Origin of the sequence: Trinickia violacea (assembly GCF_005280735.1) — a bacterium.
GTDB lineage: Bacteria > Pseudomonadota > Gammaproteobacteria > Burkholderiales > Burkholderiaceae > Trinickia_A > Trinickia_A violacea.
In genome coordinates, this window is the sequence record NZ_CP040077.1 from 4,169,092 (window position 1) to 4,185,145 (window position 16,054).

Annotated in this window: 15 protein-coding genes and 1 pseudogene; 10 read left to right on the top strand and 6 right to left on the bottom strand. The window is 65.3% G+C overall.

What is annotated here, in order from left to right; genetic code table 11:
* Positions 1-95: 95 nt before the first annotated feature.
* The 6 genes and pseudogenes from FAZ95_RS19015 to mpl all read right to left on the bottom strand — a co-directional run bounded on the left by FAZ95_RS19015 (position 96) and on the right by mpl (position 7,528).
* Positions 96-1,224: pseudogene (locus tag FAZ95_RS19015) on the bottom strand (IS110 family RNA-guided transposase).
* Positions 1,225-1,592: 368 nt separating this feature from the next.
* On the bottom strand, positions 1,593-2,315 hold the full coding sequence (gene mtgA / locus FAZ95_RS19020) for a monofunctional biosynthetic peptidoglycan transglycosylase (protein ID WP_137333865.1): 723 nt from the start codon (positions 2,313-2,315) through the stop codon (positions 1,593-1,595).
* Positions 2,316-2,391: 76 nt separating this feature from the next.
* The gene (gene aroE, locus FAZ95_RS19025; RefSeq protein ID WP_137333866.1) at positions 2,392-3,258 is read right to left on the bottom strand and encodes a shikimate dehydrogenase; all 867 of its coding nucleotides are present in this window, start codon (positions 3,256-3,258) and stop codon (positions 2,392-2,394) included.
* Positions 3,259-3,267: 9 nt separating this feature from the next.
* Positions 3,268-5,373, bottom strand: coding sequence for an RNB domain-containing ribonuclease (locus FAZ95_RS19030; RefSeq protein ID WP_137333867.1), 2,106 nt, complete (start codon positions 5,371-5,373; stop codon positions 3,268-3,270).
* Between the two features lie 155 nt (positions 5,374-5,528).
* Positions 5,529-6,122, bottom strand: coding sequence for a YqiA/YcfP family alpha/beta fold hydrolase (locus FAZ95_RS19035; protein ID WP_137333868.1), 594 nt, complete (start codon positions 6,120-6,122; stop codon positions 5,529-5,531).
* Positions 6,119-7,528, bottom strand: coding sequence for a UDP-N-acetylmuramate:L-alanyl-gamma-D-glutamyl-meso-diaminopimelate ligase (mpl, locus tag FAZ95_RS19040; RefSeq protein WP_137333869.1), 1,410 nt, complete (start codon positions 7,526-7,528; stop codon positions 6,119-6,121). Before mpl ends, FAZ95_RS19035 begins: the two co-directional genes overlap by 4 nt.
* A gap of 125 nt (positions 7,529-7,653) precedes the next feature.
* On the opposite strand from mpl, the gene FAZ95_RS19045 reads away from it, so the two are divergent.
* From FAZ95_RS19045 to FAZ95_RS19090, 10 genes are all read left to right on the top strand, one after another.
* Complete coding sequence (locus tag FAZ95_RS19045; RefSeq protein ID WP_137333870.1) at positions 7,654-8,304, top strand: UDP-N-acetylmuramate--alanine ligase; 651 nt, start codon at positions 7,654-7,656, stop codon at positions 8,302-8,304.
* A 7-nt stretch (positions 8,305-8,311) separates the two neighbouring features.
* The gene (locus FAZ95_RS19050) at positions 8,312-8,878 is read left to right on the top strand and encodes a TlpA family protein disulfide reductase (protein ID WP_137333871.1); all 567 of its coding nucleotides are present in this window, start codon (positions 8,312-8,314) and stop codon (positions 8,876-8,878) included.
* Between the two features lie 194 nt (positions 8,879-9,072).
* Positions 9,073-9,531, top strand: coding sequence for a type II 3-dehydroquinate dehydratase (gene aroQ, locus FAZ95_RS19055; protein WP_137333872.1), 459 nt, complete (start codon positions 9,073-9,075; stop codon positions 9,529-9,531).
* Positions 9,532-9,597: 66 nt separating this feature from the next.
* Positions 9,598-10,071 (top strand): acetyl-CoA carboxylase biotin carboxyl carrier protein, encoded by a 474-nt coding sequence (gene accB, locus FAZ95_RS19060; RefSeq protein ID WP_137333873.1) that lies wholly within the window; start codon positions 9,598-9,600, stop codon positions 10,069-10,071.
* Between the two features lie 183 nt (positions 10,072-10,254).
* Positions 10,255-11,622, top strand: coding sequence for an acetyl-CoA carboxylase biotin carboxylase subunit (accC, locus tag FAZ95_RS19065; protein WP_137333874.1), 1,368 nt, complete (start codon positions 10,255-10,257; stop codon positions 11,620-11,622).
* A gap of 3 nt (positions 11,623-11,625) precedes the next feature.
* A complete protein-coding gene (gene prmA / locus FAZ95_RS19070; RefSeq protein ID WP_137333875.1) occupies positions 11,626-12,528 on the top strand; it encodes a 50S ribosomal protein L11 methyltransferase in 903 nt (300 codons plus the stop codon).
* Between the two features lie 65 nt (positions 12,529-12,593).
* The gene (locus tag FAZ95_RS19075; RefSeq protein WP_137333876.1) at positions 12,594-13,901 is read left to right on the top strand and encodes a DUF3426 domain-containing protein; all 1,308 of its coding nucleotides are present in this window, start codon (positions 12,594-12,596) and stop codon (positions 13,899-13,901) included.
* Between the two features lie 84 nt (positions 13,902-13,985).
* Positions 13,986-14,486 (top strand): thiol peroxidase, encoded by a 501-nt coding sequence (gene tpx, locus FAZ95_RS19080; RefSeq protein WP_137333877.1) that lies wholly within the window; start codon positions 13,986-13,988, stop codon positions 14,484-14,486.
* A gap of 94 nt (positions 14,487-14,580) precedes the next feature.
* Positions 14,581-15,519 carry a carbohydrate kinase family protein gene (locus FAZ95_RS19085; protein ID WP_137333878.1) on the top strand — a complete coding sequence of 313 codons (939 nt, stop codon included), beginning with the start codon at positions 14,581-14,583 and terminating at the stop codon, positions 15,517-15,519.
* 20 nt (positions 15,520-15,539) lie between these two features.
* Positions 15,540-16,016: an outer membrane lipoprotein gene (locus FAZ95_RS19090; RefSeq protein WP_137333879.1), complete on the top strand. Its 477-nt coding sequence runs from the start codon at positions 15,540-15,542 to the stop codon at positions 16,014-16,016.
* The last annotated feature ends 38 nt before the right edge of the window (positions 16,017-16,054 follow it).

Consider the following 16,054-nt stretch of genomic DNA (forward strand, 5'->3'; position numbering starts at 1 on the left):
TACGCTCGCGGGTTACTCAGGTGCCGGGCTACGCCGCCCTCAGGAAACACCTTCTCAAGTGGCCAGGGTAATTCAAGCGTCGCGCAGGCGTTGCGTCACGCCATGCGCACCTCGGGCCGCGCGGCGAGCGACATCGCGAGCCGGCTGATGTCCCAGATGAAGCCGCTCAGTTCCCGGGCGAGCGCGACGACCGCAATGTTCTTTGGCTTGCCACGTGCGACAAGCTTGCGATAACGCCCACACAGGCGCACCTGCGCATCCCAGGCACGATCAACGATGGGTTTGGGGATGCCCTCGTGGCGACGCTGAATCTCCGGACTCACACGGGCCGGATGCTGGTAGCTCCAAGCGGCTTCGACAAGCAGCTTTCTCGCATAGCTGTTGCCGTTCTTGGTGATACTGCCTTGACGGCGCTTCTCGCCCGACGAATGCTCGCATGGCGTCACCCCCAGCCAAGCCATCAACTGGCGTGGCTGGGCAAAGCGCGATAGATCGCCCAGTTCGGCAAGCAGGCCCACCGCCGTAGTGAACTGCACGCCGCGCATGGCCTGCAGGCACAGCACCGCTGGATAAAGCGCCAGTCGACGGCCGCCTCGCGCAACGCGGTCTCCAACCGTTCGCATTGCGCGAGACGATCCTCGATCGTGCGCCGATGTTCCTCGAACGCCAGTTGCTGCCAGGCGCTGTCGAACGCAAATGTGCTCAGCCAGCGCCGGTGCGCAGGTCCCCAGTCGGCTCGGCCGGCATAACGCACATCGTGCGAGAGTAGAAAGCCCTTCAGGCGTTGCCGTGCACGTTTCAGATCGTCCTGGCGCTGGCCCACGCGCGGGCCAGATCGCGAAATGCTTCGTCTTCGACGCTGGGCACATAGACCGCTGACAGGTCGCCGGCACGCAGTGCCCGCACCAATTTGATCGCATCGCGCCGATCGGTCTTCACGCGCTCTCCCGGCTTCCTGGGAATCAAGGACGGAGCGCACACCATGCAGTCGAACCCCTTCTGCGCGAGCTGGCGGTAAAGCGCGTAGCCGCACGGCCCCGCTTCGTAGACGATGCCGATGCGCCGCGCCTTCGACTGCAGGCGCTTGCACAGGCGATCGATATCCGTCTTGGTCGTACCGATCTTGCTAAGCAGTTCGACCTCGCCCGCGCCAAGCGCATAGGCGACCGTGATCGAATCCTTATGGACATCAAGACCGACGTACAGAGTGCTATCGTGTTCCATGCTGGCCTCCGCGGTGGACATCGCCGGGTGTGGCCCTGTCCACACCGTGCGGCTCTGGCAGCGATGCTAACCCGCGTTTGATGCCTCGCGGCGGGCCAGCCTCTACCTCACGGGAGTCATACTGACTAACCGGACGCGCGGCGAGCAATAACGGTTTCCCACGGTTGACCTTGGAACGCCGGTACTAACAGGGTTGAGTGCCTCCGGGCAAGGCCGTCCGCCCAGGACGCGCTTTTGGTTACTTTTGGCAAGGACAAAAGTAACCCCGGTCCCGGGGAGGGACGGACTATACGGAACGCCGCGAATTCAAAGTTGCACGACAAACCCAAGCGCAAGAAACCAACCGCCGAAAGGCAAAAAAAGAAATGCTAATGGGGCAACTCGGCAGCCCCCATCCGCCGCGCTATAACAGCGGTCCGCTGCACCAAGTAAGGCGAACTACGATGCTCATCAAAATACTTGGGCCGCGGCAGCATAACCGCCAACCTGGCCGACTGCCACGCAGAGAGCTTGCTAGCCGAACTCTTGTAGTAATACTGCGCGGCAGCCTGCGCGCCATAAACGCCATTACCCCACTCGACCGAATTCAGATAGATCTCGAAGATGCGTTCCTTATCCATCAACGTCTCGAGCATCCAGGTAATGATGAGCTCCTGCCCCTTGCGGATATAACTCTTCTGCCGCGACAAAAACAAATTGCGCGCAAGCTGCTGCGTAATCGTCGAGCCGCCCGCCACGATCTTGCCGCGCGCCTTGTTCTTCTCCCACGCCTGCAGAATCGCGTCGGTCTCGTAGCCGTTGTTATTGACGAAGTTGGCATCCTCGGACGCAATGATCGCCCGCTTCAAATTCCGCGAAATCTGGTCGTACGGCACCCACGCGTGCTGAATGTCGAGATCCGGACGGTCCTGCGCCAAGCGCGACGCATCGGAACGCATGAAGGCCGTCGTGCGCGGGTTCACGAACGTCCACACGCCAATCTGCGCGAAGTAATAGACCTGCGTCGCACACCACGCGAGCGCGAACACCACCCCGACATAGACAACCCACCGCGCCAGTCCCGGCCGGCTCGTGCTTTTCGTTTTCGTCATCTCCGCCGATCCGGGCTCGCTCAATCGGAATGCCATCGCCGCCTACTCGTCCGCAAACCCGACTGCTTAATCAGAATCAGCGTTTGACGGCCGCCGAGAGCATCTCGCGCAGCGCCGCCAAGACCGGCGCGCCGTCGGGCCGCACGCCGCGCCAAACAAAGAAGGATTCGGCCGCCTGCTCGACCAGCATCCCGAGGCCGTCGGCCGCGCGCGCGCCGAGCGCCTGCGCGTGGCGCATGAAGACGGTCGGTTGCGCGCCGTACATCATGTCGTAGGCGAGCGTGCCCCCGCCGAACGCGCTGTCGTCGCACTCGGGCAGCGACGCGTCGAGGCTGCCCGCCGTCGCGTTCACGATCACGTCGTACGGGTGCGGGCCGACTGCGTGCGCACCGCCGCCGGTCAGCTCGCAGCCCGCCTGTCCGGCCGCCTCGGCAAACTGTTCGACCAGCGCTTCGGCCTTGGCCGCCGTGCGGTTCACGATCGTCAGCGCGCGCGGCGCACGGTCGAGCATCGGCAGCACGACGCCGCGCGCCGCGCCGCCTGCGCCCAGCAGCAGCACGCGCGAGTCCTTCAGGCTCACGCCGAGGTTCGCTTCGATATCGCGCACGAGGCCGACGCCGTCCGTGTTGTCGCCGTAGATGCCGTCAACGTCGAAGCGCAGCGTGTTCACCGCGCCGGCCGCCGCCGCACGCGGCGAGAGCCGATCGGCGAGCGCGTGCGCCTCGAGCTTGAATGGCACCGTCACGTTCAGGCCGCTTCCGCCTTCGGCGATGAACGCTCGCACGTGGTCGACGAAGCCGTCCAGCGGCGCGAGCAAATGGCGATAGTCGAGCGGCTCGCCCGTCTGCTCGGCAAAGCGCGCATGGATGAACGGCGACTTGCTGTGCGCAACCGGGTTGCCGATGACCGCATACAAATCGCGCGGCGCGGAAGTCGTGCTCATGGGCGTCAGTTACTCCGTGGCGTGGGCGGCGGGGTTCGGGCCGGGCTCGGTGCCCGGGGTGGAGGCATCGCCGTCCGCGGCCCCCTCCTCCGCGCCGGCGCCCGCATCGGCTTCGGCCTGCGCCTCGGCTTCGCTTTCGGCGGACTCGTCGGCGGCGTCGATCAGCTCTTCGACTTCGTCCTCGTCCTCTTCGGCCCCGGCGCCGCTCGTCACGGCCGGCGCATCGACCACGTGCAGCGGACGCACCGATGCCTCGACCGTCAGTTCATCGACCGACATCACTTCGAGCATCACCTTCGTCCCGCGCGCGTGGACACCGAGACCCGGCACGTGCAGCAACAGCGGCACTTCGTCGAGACGCACGAGGTCGCCCTTCACCACCGACGCGACCACCTGCTTCCTGCCTTCCTGTGTGATCCAGCGCAGACACCAGAAGTACTCCATGCGCCGCTGATGATCGGCGTAGGCGCTATAGGTGTCGTCGAAGCCCTGGACGACCGCGTAGAGATCGGCGTCCTTCGGCTTGAACGGCGCGACGAGCTTGGCCGCCACGCCGTGATTCACGCACGCGAGCAACTGCCATTGGTTGACGAGGTCGACGTAGCGGCGCAGCGGCGAGGTGCTCCACGCATATTGCGCGACGCCGAGACCCTCGTGCGGCGCAGCCGTCGTCTGCATCCGCGTGCGCTTCGGACCGGATGCCGCGAACGCGCGCTGCGAACGGTAGATTCCGGGTACGCCGTGGTCGTGCAGGAACGCGCCCCACGTCGAGTTCGCGAGGATCGCGAGTTCCGCGACGATCATGTCGAGCGGCGAGCCGCGGCGGCGCGGCGTGATCGTCACGTGCTCGCCGTCGACGTAGAAGTTGTAATCGGTATTGCTCTGCACTTCGCGCTTCAAGCCGTAGCCCGCGCGCGCCTGCTGACGCTTTTCGAAGAGCGCCTGCGCGAGCGGCCACAGCACGGCGATGTCGTCCTTGTGCGGATAGTCGCCGCTGCCTTCGGCCAGCGTCTCTTCGGTCACGAGGGCATCGAGCGTGTTGTGGCGCAGGTTGTTCTTCACGAACACGAGCTCGGCGCGCGTTTCGTTCGCGACGATCTCCTGCGTCGTGCGATCGACGATGATGTAGAGCGACAGCGCCGGGCGCAGGCCGCCTTCCTTCAGCGTGAATGCGTCGACGACTTCGTCGGGCAGCATCGTGATCTTGTCGCCCGGCATGTAGACGGTGGACAGCCGCCCGCGAGCGATCGCATCGACCGTATCGCCGCGCGCGATGCCGAGCGCCGGCGCCGCGATGTGAACGCCGATCCGCACGCGGCCGTCGGCCAGGTGCTCGACGGAAAACGCATCGTCGATTTCGGTCGTCGTGACGTCGTCGATCGAGAACGCTTCGACGTCGGCGGTCGGCAAGTCGTCCGGCAAGGCCCCCGGCGTGACGGACGGAAAGCCGGTGCCGTGCGGGAAGAACTCGGCCAGAAAGCGCGCCTCGTGCAGCGCGCGCGCCGACGCGACGCCGCCGCATTCGAGCATCAGGCGCGCCATGGAAATCCCGCGCGCCGCGGCGGCCGCTTCGAGCGCCTTGTATTCGATGGAATTCTTGTCCGGTTTGGTCAAGAGCGACAGCGCCTTGCCGTCGAATGCGGCAGGCAGACGTCCCGCCGTCAGCTCCGCTTCGTATTCGGCCTGCACGAGCGCCTGCTGGCGCTTGCGCTCGAGCGACGCCAACGCCATCTTCAGCTGCTCTTCAGGCGCGCGCTGATACTGGCCGCGCCCCTTGCGGCGGAAGTAGACCGGCGCGCCGTGCATGCGCAACACGAGCGCCGCACGCTCGATCGGGCCGTACGACTCGCCGTAATAGTCGCTCGCGAGCGTCGCGAACGGGAATTCGTCGGCGGGCGCGCATTCCCACAGGAAGTCGAGATCGATCTGCTGCGCGGCTTCGTCTGCCTGCTGCATCAACTCGGCGGCGCTCGGCTTCTCGAATTCGATCAGCACGTCCTTGGCGCGGACTTTCGCGCGCCGGCCGCCCGGCAACTCGACCTGAAACGCGTCGCCTTGCTTCGACAGCACGCTGCCCGCCTTGAAACTGCCCGATTCCTCAAAGAAAACGTTCACTCAATACTCTCGTTCTGACTTGCCACTGCAGCCGCTCGGCGTTTCCGTGCGCCTGCAGTGTGATAGGTGGTGTGTGCCGCTCCGGCCGCGCTATCGTCGGCGGTTTGCTCGATAGGCACTGGAGGGGCCGAACATGTCGCGCGCCGGCGGTTCCGTCAGGACCGCGCCGGAAGCTTCATCCCGCAAAAGGCGAGAACGTCGTCGACATAGTCTTCAAACTCGCTGATCGCGTGGTCGCTGCCGTCGATCAGCTTCGTGTTCACGCCCGGGTAGTGCGCGAGCATTTCGCGGTAGTCGAGCACTTCATCGCCGGTGGCCGCCATCAAATAATAGCGTTCGGGCCGCGTGATCGCGGGAACGCCCAGCGCCCGCAATTCGTCGAGATGATGCGGCTCGACGACGATGCTCCCGCCGCCATGCCACAGCGGCTGCTCGCCGAGATACGCCGATAGATCGCGCTGCGGCACCGTCGCCGGATTGAGCAGCACCGCGCGCCAGCCGTGCTTTTCGGCGAGATGCGTCGCGTAATAGCCGCCGAGCGAGCTGCCGATCACGGTCACGCCCTCTTCGCCGGAGGCGCCTGCCGCGGTCACTTGGGCTTCCGCCAGCGCGATCGCCCCGAAAGGCGACACCGGCAGCATCGGGCAGCACCACTCGGCCGTCTTGCCCAGCTCCGCGACCCGCGCGGCGAGCACGCGCGCCTTGAACGAATTCGGCGACGAACGGAACCCGTGCAGATAGAGGATCACGCGACGCCCCGTTCGCGCGCGGCAGGGCGCGCGTCGAGCGCATCCAGCAGCTTGTGGTGGACGCCGCCGAAGCCGCCGTTGCTCATCACGAGCACGTGGTCGCCGGGGCGCGCCACCGCTGTGACGGCCTTGACGAGGGCGTCGAGATCGTTGAACGCCTGCGCCTTGGCGCCGAGCGGCGCGAGCGCTTCGGCCAGGTCCCAGCCGAGCGCGTCGCGCCCGGACGGCGCGCCGTAGCCGAACACGAGGTCGGCATCCGCCAGGCTGCCCGGCAATTGCGCCTTCATCACGCCGAGCTTCATCGTGTTCGAGCGAGGCTCGAGCACGGCGAGAATCCGCGTGTTTTCACGGCCGACGCGTGCGCGAAGGCCGGCGACCGTGGTTTCGATCGCCGTCGGATGATGCGCGAAATCGTCGTAGACCGTGACGCCCTCGACGCTCCCACGCACTTCCATGCGCCGCTTCACGTTGCGGAACGCGCCGAGCGCCTTGGCCGCGTGCGCCGGCGGCACGCCGACGTGCCGCGCCGCCGCGATCGCCGCGAGCGCGTTCATGCGGTTGTGCTCCCCCTGCACCTGCCAATCGACCACGCCCGCGCGCGCGCCCTGCCAGTAGACAGCGAACTGCTCGTCGACCGGCACGCCATCGACTGCAGGCATCGCCTCCCAACCGCCCGCGACGCCGAATCGCTCGACGTCGCTCCAGCAGCCGCGCGCGAGGACGCGCTCGAGCGCGTCCTCGCGCCCGTTGACGACGAGCCGCCCGACGCCGGGCACGGTGCGCACGAGATGATGAAATTGGGTTTCGATCGCGGCGAGATCGGGGAAGATATCCGCGTGATCGAATTCGAGATTGTTCAGGATCGCGGTGCGCGGCCGGTAATGGACGAACTTCGAGCGCTTGTCGAAGAAAGCCGTGTCGTACTCGTCCGCTTCGATCACGAAAAAGCTCGAATCGGTGAGCCGCGCCGACACGCCGAAGTTGAGCGGCACGCCGCCGATCAGGAAGCCCGGGTTCAGCCCGGCGTCTTCGAGCAGCCACGCGAGCATCGAGCTCGTCGTCGTCTTGCCGTGCGTGCCGGCTACCGCGAGCACCCACTTGCCGTTGAGCACGTGCTCGCCGAGCCACTGCGGCCCGGACACATACGGCAGGCCGCGATCGAGAATCGCTTCCATCAGCGGATTGCCGCGCGTCACGACGTTGCCGATCACGAAAAGATCCGGCTTCAGATCGATCTGTTCGGCGCCGTAGCCTTCGATCAGCTCGATGCCTTGCGCCTCGAGCTGGGTGCTCATCGGCGGATAGACGCCGGCGTCGCAGCCGGTCACTTTGTGTCCTGCGCCGCGTGCGAGCACCGCCAGACCGCCCATGAAGGTGCCGCAAATGCCGAGAATATGGATATGCATAAAAGCGAGGCGAGGCGGGTACGGAAAGGCCGCTATTGTAACCGACGCCCTCGCCCGAAATGTGTTGCACACGGGCCCCGGCGGCCCCCCAAAGGCCCGTAACCATTCTCTTGTATGATTGCTGGATGGTTCGTAAATCTCATTTTGATCCGCAGCGGGTGCGGGAAGAAATCGCTATCGCCGCCGCGCGGATGATCGCCGAGGACGGTCTCGACTACTCGACCGCCAAGCGCAAGGCTGCGCGGCAAGTCGTCGGGGAGACGCGCATTGCCGGCGATTGGCTGCCCGATAACGACCAGATCGAAGAAGAAATCCGCGAATACCAGTCGCTCTTCCAAAGCGACAGCCAGCCGGCGATGCTTCGCCGCCTGCGCGAAATCGCGGTCGAGTGGATGGAGCGGCTTGCCGCCTTCAATCCCTATTTGACGGGCGCGGTGCTCAACGGCACGGCGGGCGAGCATTCCGACGTGCATCTGCAGGTGTTCTGCGACAACCCCAAGGAAGTCGCGATCTACCTGCTGAACGCGAATATCCAATATGACGTGTCGGAGACCCGGCATTTCGCCGGCCGCGGCATGATCGAGACGCTGAGCTTCCTGTGGCGTCCGTCACGCGGCGAAGATCCGGTCGGCATGCACATTGCGCTCTACGACACGGACGACTTGCGCGGCGCGGTGCGCGCCGACGCGCGCGGCCGGCTCTCGCGTGCCAACGTCCAGGCGGTCCGGGCGCTGCTCGACGAAAGCGAGAGCGGCGAAACACCAACGACTAATTGATCAAACGATGAACACGAAAGGAATTCTGGCGGTCGCGGCCGTCGCGATCGTTGCCGTCGCGGGCGGTATCGGCGCCGGGCATTGGCTGCGGCATGGCGACACGACGCCTGCCACCGCCGCCGGCGCCCCGCAGACCGGTCCGGCGCAGGCCAACGCAGTCGAAGCGCTATTGGACTCGACCATGATGCACGACGCCGACGGCAAGCCGAAGTCGCTCGCCGCCTTCAAGGGGCAGACCGTCGTCGTCAATTTCTGGGCGTCGTGGTGCGGCCCGTGCGTGGAAGAAATGCCGACGCTCGCCCAGCTCAACGACGAATATTCAAAGAAAGGCGTGAAGTTCATCGGCATCGGCGTCGACTCGGAAAAGAACGTGAAAGCGTTTTTGCAAAAGGTACCGGTCGACTACCCCGTTTACGTGAGCGGCTTCGGCGGAGCCGATCTGGCACGCAATTTCGGCAACACGGCGGGCGCCCTGCCCTTCACCGTCGTGATCGATGCAAATGGCGCCGTACGGTCGACAAAATTAGGTCAAATCCAGCCAGCCGAGCTCAAAAAGACCCTCGACTCGCTCTAATTTGATACGACGAAACTGCTTCAGATAACGTCTATTTGCGCTGAGTTGCCCGCGTTTTCTCGGAATTTAATAAGATTCATACGGCCAAAGGGGCGATTTTTACCGCGTTTTCCCCAGCCTCCCGCATGCGCTGCTAGACAAGTTTCTCTAATCAGCGCTAAAGTGCGCGCAATTCCGCGCAAAACGAAGCGACCATGACACGACTGCTGGTACTACACGGCCCCAACCTCAACCTTCTCGGCACCCGGGAACCCGAGGTCTATGGGCGCGTCACGTTGCAGCAGATCGATCAGGCGTTATCCAAACGAGCGGCGCAGGCCGGCGCCGAACTGACTTCGTTTCAGAGCAATCATGAGGGTGCGCTCGTCGACCGCATCCAGGCTGCCCGCGCAGAAAAAGTCGACTTCGTCCTGATCAATCCCGCCGCGTACACGCATACCAGCGTGGCGATACGGGACGCACTGGCCGGCGTCGGCATTCCGTTCGTCGAGATTCACCTGTCGAACGTGCATCGCCGCGAGCCGTTCAGGCACCACTCCTACTTCTCCGACCAGGCCGAAGGCGTCATCTGTGGCCTCGGCTGGAAGGGATATCTGTACGCGCTCGAATTCGCCCTCGACCGGCTCGCACCGGACACGGGCAGCGCGCGCTGATTTCCAGAACACCAATTCAGCGCCGGCCTCGGGCCGGCACTTCACGCATTGAAAGGGGAATTCCCGATGGATCTACGTAAGCTGAAAACTTTGATCGACCTCGTTTCCGAGTCCGGGATCTCGGAACTGGAAGTCACCGAAGGCGAGGGCAAGGTTCGCATCGTCAAGAATGCGCCGCCGGTTTACGTGCAACAGTCCCCCTCCTACGCACCGCAACTCACCGCGCCCGCGCCGCTCGCCGCCGCGCCGGGCGAAGCGCCGGCCGCCGCCGGCGCGGCAGCCGCCCCCGCTGCCGCCGCACTGCAAGGCCACGTCGTGACGTCACCGATGGTCGGCACGTTCTACCGCGCCCCTTCGCCGGGCGCCGACCCGTTCGTCCAAGTGGGCGACGCGGTCAAGGAAGGTCAGACGATCTGCATCATCGAAGCGATGAAGCTCCTGAACGAGATCGAGTGCGACAAGGCCGGCGTCGTCAAGGAAATCCTCGTCGAAAACGGTCAGGCGGTCGAATACGGCCAGCCGTTGTTCGTGATCGGCTAAGCGCGCGGGCCTCTCCCCTCGTGTGACGGCCAGAGTCGGCGCATCCGCACCCACTCTCGCCCCACGCAGAGCCCGCCCGGCGCGCAGCCATGAAGCGCTGTGCGCCGCCGATCCTCTGAGGCGCGCCGCCGATGTCTCTCTTAGTTAGCGAGCGCCGCGCCCATTGAAGAGTCGAATAACGCTATGTTTGAAAAAATCCTCATTGCCAATCGCGGCGAAATCGCGCTCCGTATTCAGCGCGCGTGCCGTGAGCTGGGCGTCAAGACGGTCGTCGTCTACTCCGAAGCCGACAAAGAAGCCAAGTACGTGAGGCTCGCCGACGAGGCGGTCTGCATCGGACCGGCGCCGTCGAATCTCTCCTACTTGAATATGCCGGCGCTCATCAGCGCCGCGGAAGTGACCGACGCCGAAGCGATTCACCCCGGCTACGGCTTCCTGTCGGAGAACGCCGATTTCGCCGAGCGCGTGCAGCAATCCGGCTTCACGTTCATCGGCCCGAATCCGGACACGATCCGCATGATGGGCGACAAGGTCACCGCCAAGCAGACGATGATCAAGACCGGCGTGCCGTGCGTGCCCGGTTCGGAAGGCGCCCTGCCGGACGACCCGAAGGAGATCGTGAAGATCGCGCGGGCGATCGGCTACCCCGTCATCATCAAGGCGGCAGGCGGCGGCGGCGGACGCGGCATGCGCGTCGTGCACACGGAAGCGGCGCTCGTGAACGCGGTCAACATGACCCGCGAAGAAGCCGGCCGTGCGTTCGGCAATCCGCAGGTCTATATGGAGAAGTTCCTCGAGAACCCTCGGCACATCGAAATCCAGGTGCTCTCCGATTCGTTCAAGAACGCAATCTGGCTCGGCGAGCGCGACTGCTCGATGCAGCGCCGCCACCAGAAGGTGATCGAGGAAGCGCCGGCGCCGGGCATCGCGCGCCGCCTGATCGAGCGCATCGGCGACCGCTGCGCCGACGCCTGCAAGAAGATGGGCTACCTCGGTGCGGGCACGTTCGAGTTCCTCTACGAGAACGGCGAGTTCTACTTCATCGAAATGAACACGCGCGTGCAGGTCGAGCATCCGGTGACCGAACTGATCACCGGCGTCGACATCGTGCAGGAGCAGATCCGCATCGCGGCCGGCGAGAAGCTCAACATCCGCCAGCGCGACATCGAGTTCCGCGGCCACGCGATCGAGTGCCGGATCAACGCCGAAGACGCGTTCAAGTTCACCCCGTCGCCGGGACGCATCACGTCGTGGCACACGCCGGGCGGCCCCGGTATCCGCGTCGATTCTCACGCCTACAACGGCTATTTCGTTCCGCCGAACTATGATTCGATGATCGGCAAGCTGATCGCGTACGGCGCCACGCGCGAGCAGGCCATCATGCGGATGCGCATTGCGCTCTCCGAGATGGTCGTCGAAGGCATTCAGACCAACATCCCGCTGCACCGCGAACTGATGCTCGACGGGAAGTTCGTCGAAGGCGGCACGAGCATCCACTACCTCGAGAACCGGCTTGCGGCGAAGCAGCAAGTCGCACCGGAAGAAGCGTAAGCGATGAGTTACCGGGAACTGGTCGTCGAACTCGATCGCGAGCACGCCGAGGCGCTGTCCGACGCGCTCCTCGAACTGGGCGCGCTGTCGGTGTCGGTCGAAGACGCCGACGCCGACACGCCCGACGAGCAGCCGCTCTTCGGCGAGCCCGGCCTCACGCCCGATCGCACCGCATGGCAGCGCTCGCGCGTCGTGGCGCTGCTCGCGCCCGAGCACGAACCGGGCGTGCTGGCGGCTGCCGCGGCCAACGAAGTCGGCCTCGCGTCTACGCCGCCGTTCACGGTGCGCGACGTCGAGGAACAGGACTGGGTGCGGCTCACGCAATCGCAGTTCGAGCCGATTCCGATCGGCAAGCGCATCTGGGTCGTGCCGTCGTGGCACGACGCGCCCGATCCGGACGCGCTCGTGCTCGAACTCGATCCCGGGCTCGCATTCGGCACCGGCAGTCATCCGACCACGCGCCTTTGCATGGAGTGGCTCGAAGAGCATGTGCAAGCGGGCCAGTCGGTGCTCGACTACGGATGCGGCTCCGGCATCCTCGCGATACTCGCGAAGAAGTGCGGCGCGAATCCGGTGTTCGGCATCGACATCGATCCTCAGGCGGTCGAATCCGCGCGCCACAACAGCGAGCGCAATCGCGCCGAGGTCGCTTACGGCCTGCCCGACGATTGCCCGTCCGGCGAGTTCGATATCGTCGTCGCCAATATTCTGTCGAATCCGCTCAAGCTGATGGCGTCGATGCTGTCGTCGAAGGTGAAGCCGGGCGGACGCATCGCGCTTTCGGGCATCCTCGCACGACAGGCCGAAGAGGTCGCACGCGTCTACGCGGCCTGGATCGACATCGGCGTCTGGCGCGAGCACGAGGGCTGGGTCTGTCTCGCCGGGACCCGCCGCGAAAGCCATTAGAATAGGGCGTATCGTCATCCGTATTGTCATCGTTACGCACCGGCCCGCACGCCATTAGGCTCACTATGCTTCTTGCGACGCGCTGTCCCCACTGTGAAACCGTCTTCCGCATCCAAGAGACGCAGCTCGCGCTGCGCGGAGGACTCGTGCGCTGCGGACATTGCCAGTCCGTCTTCAATGCGTCGGAAAATCTCGTCGACCCCGAAACCGGCGCGAAGCCGCTAGCCAGCGGCGCGCCGGCCGAAACGCCGAGCGCGCCGGAACCGGCCGCCGCAACCGCATCGCCCGTACCCGAAACCGCCGCGCCGCAAGCGCCTGCGCAAAACGAATCGGCGCAACCTGCGCCGAATTTCGGCTCCGGCGCGTGGGACATGTGGGCACCCGCCACCGATGCGCAGATCGACCCGGCGCTGCGCCACGACGTCGAAACGCTCGCGCGTCACGCGCAAGTCGCCGTACCGGGCTCGCTCGTGCCGGAGGCGAAACCGGAACCCGCACCCGAAGCGGCACCACCGGCGGCGGTGCATGCCGAACACGGCGCCGCGCATCCGCCCTCCGAATCCGGCGACATGCGCGAGCCGAGCTTCACCGCATGGCCGGGTCCCGAGATGCGCGCCGAGCCGCAAGAACGCGTGCCGGCGGCAACGCCCGAGCAAGCGGAAGAACCGACTTTCCCGAACAAGGTGGCCTCCTCGTGGGGCGCCGATCCGGAACCGCACTTCGGCGCGCCCGAGCCGGAAGCCTCGGCAACTCAGACGTCGACGTCCGAACCGTCCGGCGCGAATTCATTCGCAGCACAACGCCGCACCAGCTCGCCCTTCGAGGCCGAGCCCGCCGCCGCCAACACGCGCAACTTCGAAGTCATGCGCGAGAAGCGAGCTCCCGAACCGAGCCGTATCGTCTGGCGCACTATCGGCACGCTCATTGCGCTCGTGCTTGCGGTTGCGCTCGTCGCTCAGCTCGCCTGGTGGCGCCGTGAAACGGTGATGGTGTATTGGCCGAGTTCGCAAGCGCTCTTCGCCCAGGTCTGCGAGCAGCTCAGTTGCCAAATCTCGCCGCCGCGCGATATCGACGGCCTGCAAGTCGAAGCGTCGGATCTGCGCCAAGTCGACGGCCCGCATCACCTCGAATTGCGCGTGCCGCTGCGCAATCGTTACAACGTCGCGCTCGCGTACCCGGCGATGGAGCTCACGCTGCTCGACGACAAAAACAACGTCGCGATCCGACGCGTGCTGTGGCCGCAAGACTATGTGCGCCCAGGTACGCCGATCGCCGCTGGCCTGCCCGCCCGCACCACGCAGACGATGATCGTGCGGCTCGACACCGGCAATGCCGTCGCCAGCAATTTCCGCGTTCAGATCTTTTACCCGTAGCGCACGCCGAGCGCGTCTTGGTCCGACAAAGGCCACGCGCGCTCCCCTTCTCAGTCAATCTCAGACGAATCTTCGGAGCACAACATGAGTCAAGTCACGCTGGGTGGCAACCCGATCGAAGTCAGCGGCACGTTCCCGTCGGCGGGCCAGCAAGCCCCCGAGTTCTCGCTCGTCGGCAAGGATCTCAAGCCGGTCACGCTCGCCGATTTCGCCGGCAAGCGCAAAGTGCTCAACATCGTGCCGAGCCTCGACACGCCGACGTGCGCCACGTCGACCCGCAAGTTCAACGAAGCCGCCGGCAAGCTCGCGAACACGGCCGTGATCGTCGTGTCGGGCGACCTGCCGTTCGCCGCAACGCGCTTTTGCTCGACCGAAGGCATCGAAAACGTCGTAACGGCCTCGACCTTCCGCGGCCATGATTTCGCGAAAGCGTACGGCGTCGACGTCACGAGCGGCCCGCTCACCGGCCTGACGGCGCGCGCCGTGGTCGTCCTCGACGAACAGAACAAGGTGCTGCACGCCGAGCTCGTCGGCGAAATCAAGGATGAGCCGAACTACGACGCAGCGCTCGCCGCGCTGAAGTAAGCACGGCACACGTCGCAATGCGCCGCGCCGTTCGCGCGGCGTTTTTGCATCGACAGCGGCATTGTCGCCACTCACATTCATAGGAAACCTAGCTTTGGCTACGCTGATCTGCGGCTCGCTCGCCTACGACAACATCATGACCTTCCAGGGCCGCTTTCGCGACCACATCCTGCCCGAGCAAGTGCACATCCTGAATGTGAGCTTCCTCGTGCCGACGATGCGCCGCGAATTCGGCGGCTGCGCCGGCAACATCGCCTACGCGCTGAAGCTGCTCGGCGGCGACGCGCGCATCATGGCGACGCTCGGCGCCGTCGACGCGCAGCTCTACCTCGACCGCCTCGACAGCCTCGGTCTCACGAAAGCGCACGTGCGCGTGCTGCCGGACACCTATTCGGCGCAGGCGATGATCACGACCGACCTCGACAATAACCAGATCACCGCGTTCCACCCGGGCGCGATGATGGAATCGCACCTGAACCGCGCGGACGAAGCGCCCGGCGTCAAGCTCGGCATCGTCGCGCCGGACGGCTACGACGGCATGGTCCAGCACTCCGAACAGTTCGCGGCCGCCGGCATTCCGTTCATTTTCGATCCGGGCCAGGGCCTGCCGCTCTTCGACGGCGCGCAGTTACGCCGCATGATTGAACTTGCCACCTACGTGGCGGTCAACGATTACGAAGCAAAATTGGTCAGCAACAAGACCGGCTGGTCGATCGAAGAAATCGCCGGCCGTGTGCAGGCGCTGATCGTCACGCGCGGCGAGCACGGCTCGCAGATTCACCATGCGGGCCAGTGCGAAGAAATTCCCGTTGTCCACGCAGCGCGCGTGCTCGACCCGACCGGTTGCGGCGACGCCTTCCGCGGCGGCCTTCTGTACGGGATCGAAAAGGGGCTCGACTGGGCGACGACGGGCCGCCTCGCGAGCCTGATGGGCGCGCTCAAGATCGAGCAGCAAGGACCGCAAAACTACGCGCCTTCGCGCGGCGAAATCGATGAGCGATTCAAGCAGGCTTTCGGATACGGCCTGCAGTAATTCAGTGGAGCAACCAAAAAATGAGAACAACCACCCGTGTGGTTCTGGCAATGACGGTCGTCGGTTCGCTGACGATGACGGGGTGCGCGTATAACAGCAGCTCGTCGGACGTCTACACGGCCTCGCAGGCGCAGCGCGAGGCAACGGTGCGCTTCGGCACCGTCGAAAGCGTGCGCGCCGTGAAGATCAGCTCGAACAACGGCCAGCCGAGCGGGATCGGCGCGCTGGGCGGCGGCGCTCTCGGCGCGGTGGCGGGTAGCGCGGTCGGCGGCGGCAAAGGCTCGATCGCGACCGCGATCATTGGCGGCATCGCCGGCGCGGTGGCGGGCAACGCGATCGAGAACGGCGTCGCGGTGCAAAACGGCGTGGAAGTCACGGTGCGGCTCGACAACGGCGACCTGCGCGCCATCACCCAAAGCGCCAACGGCGAAATCTTCCAAGCCGGCGATCGCGTCCGTCTGCTCTCGAGCGGCGGCGTAACCCGCGTCACGCACTGACCCGCACTGACCGTTCTCGGCCCGCTCCGGGCCATTCC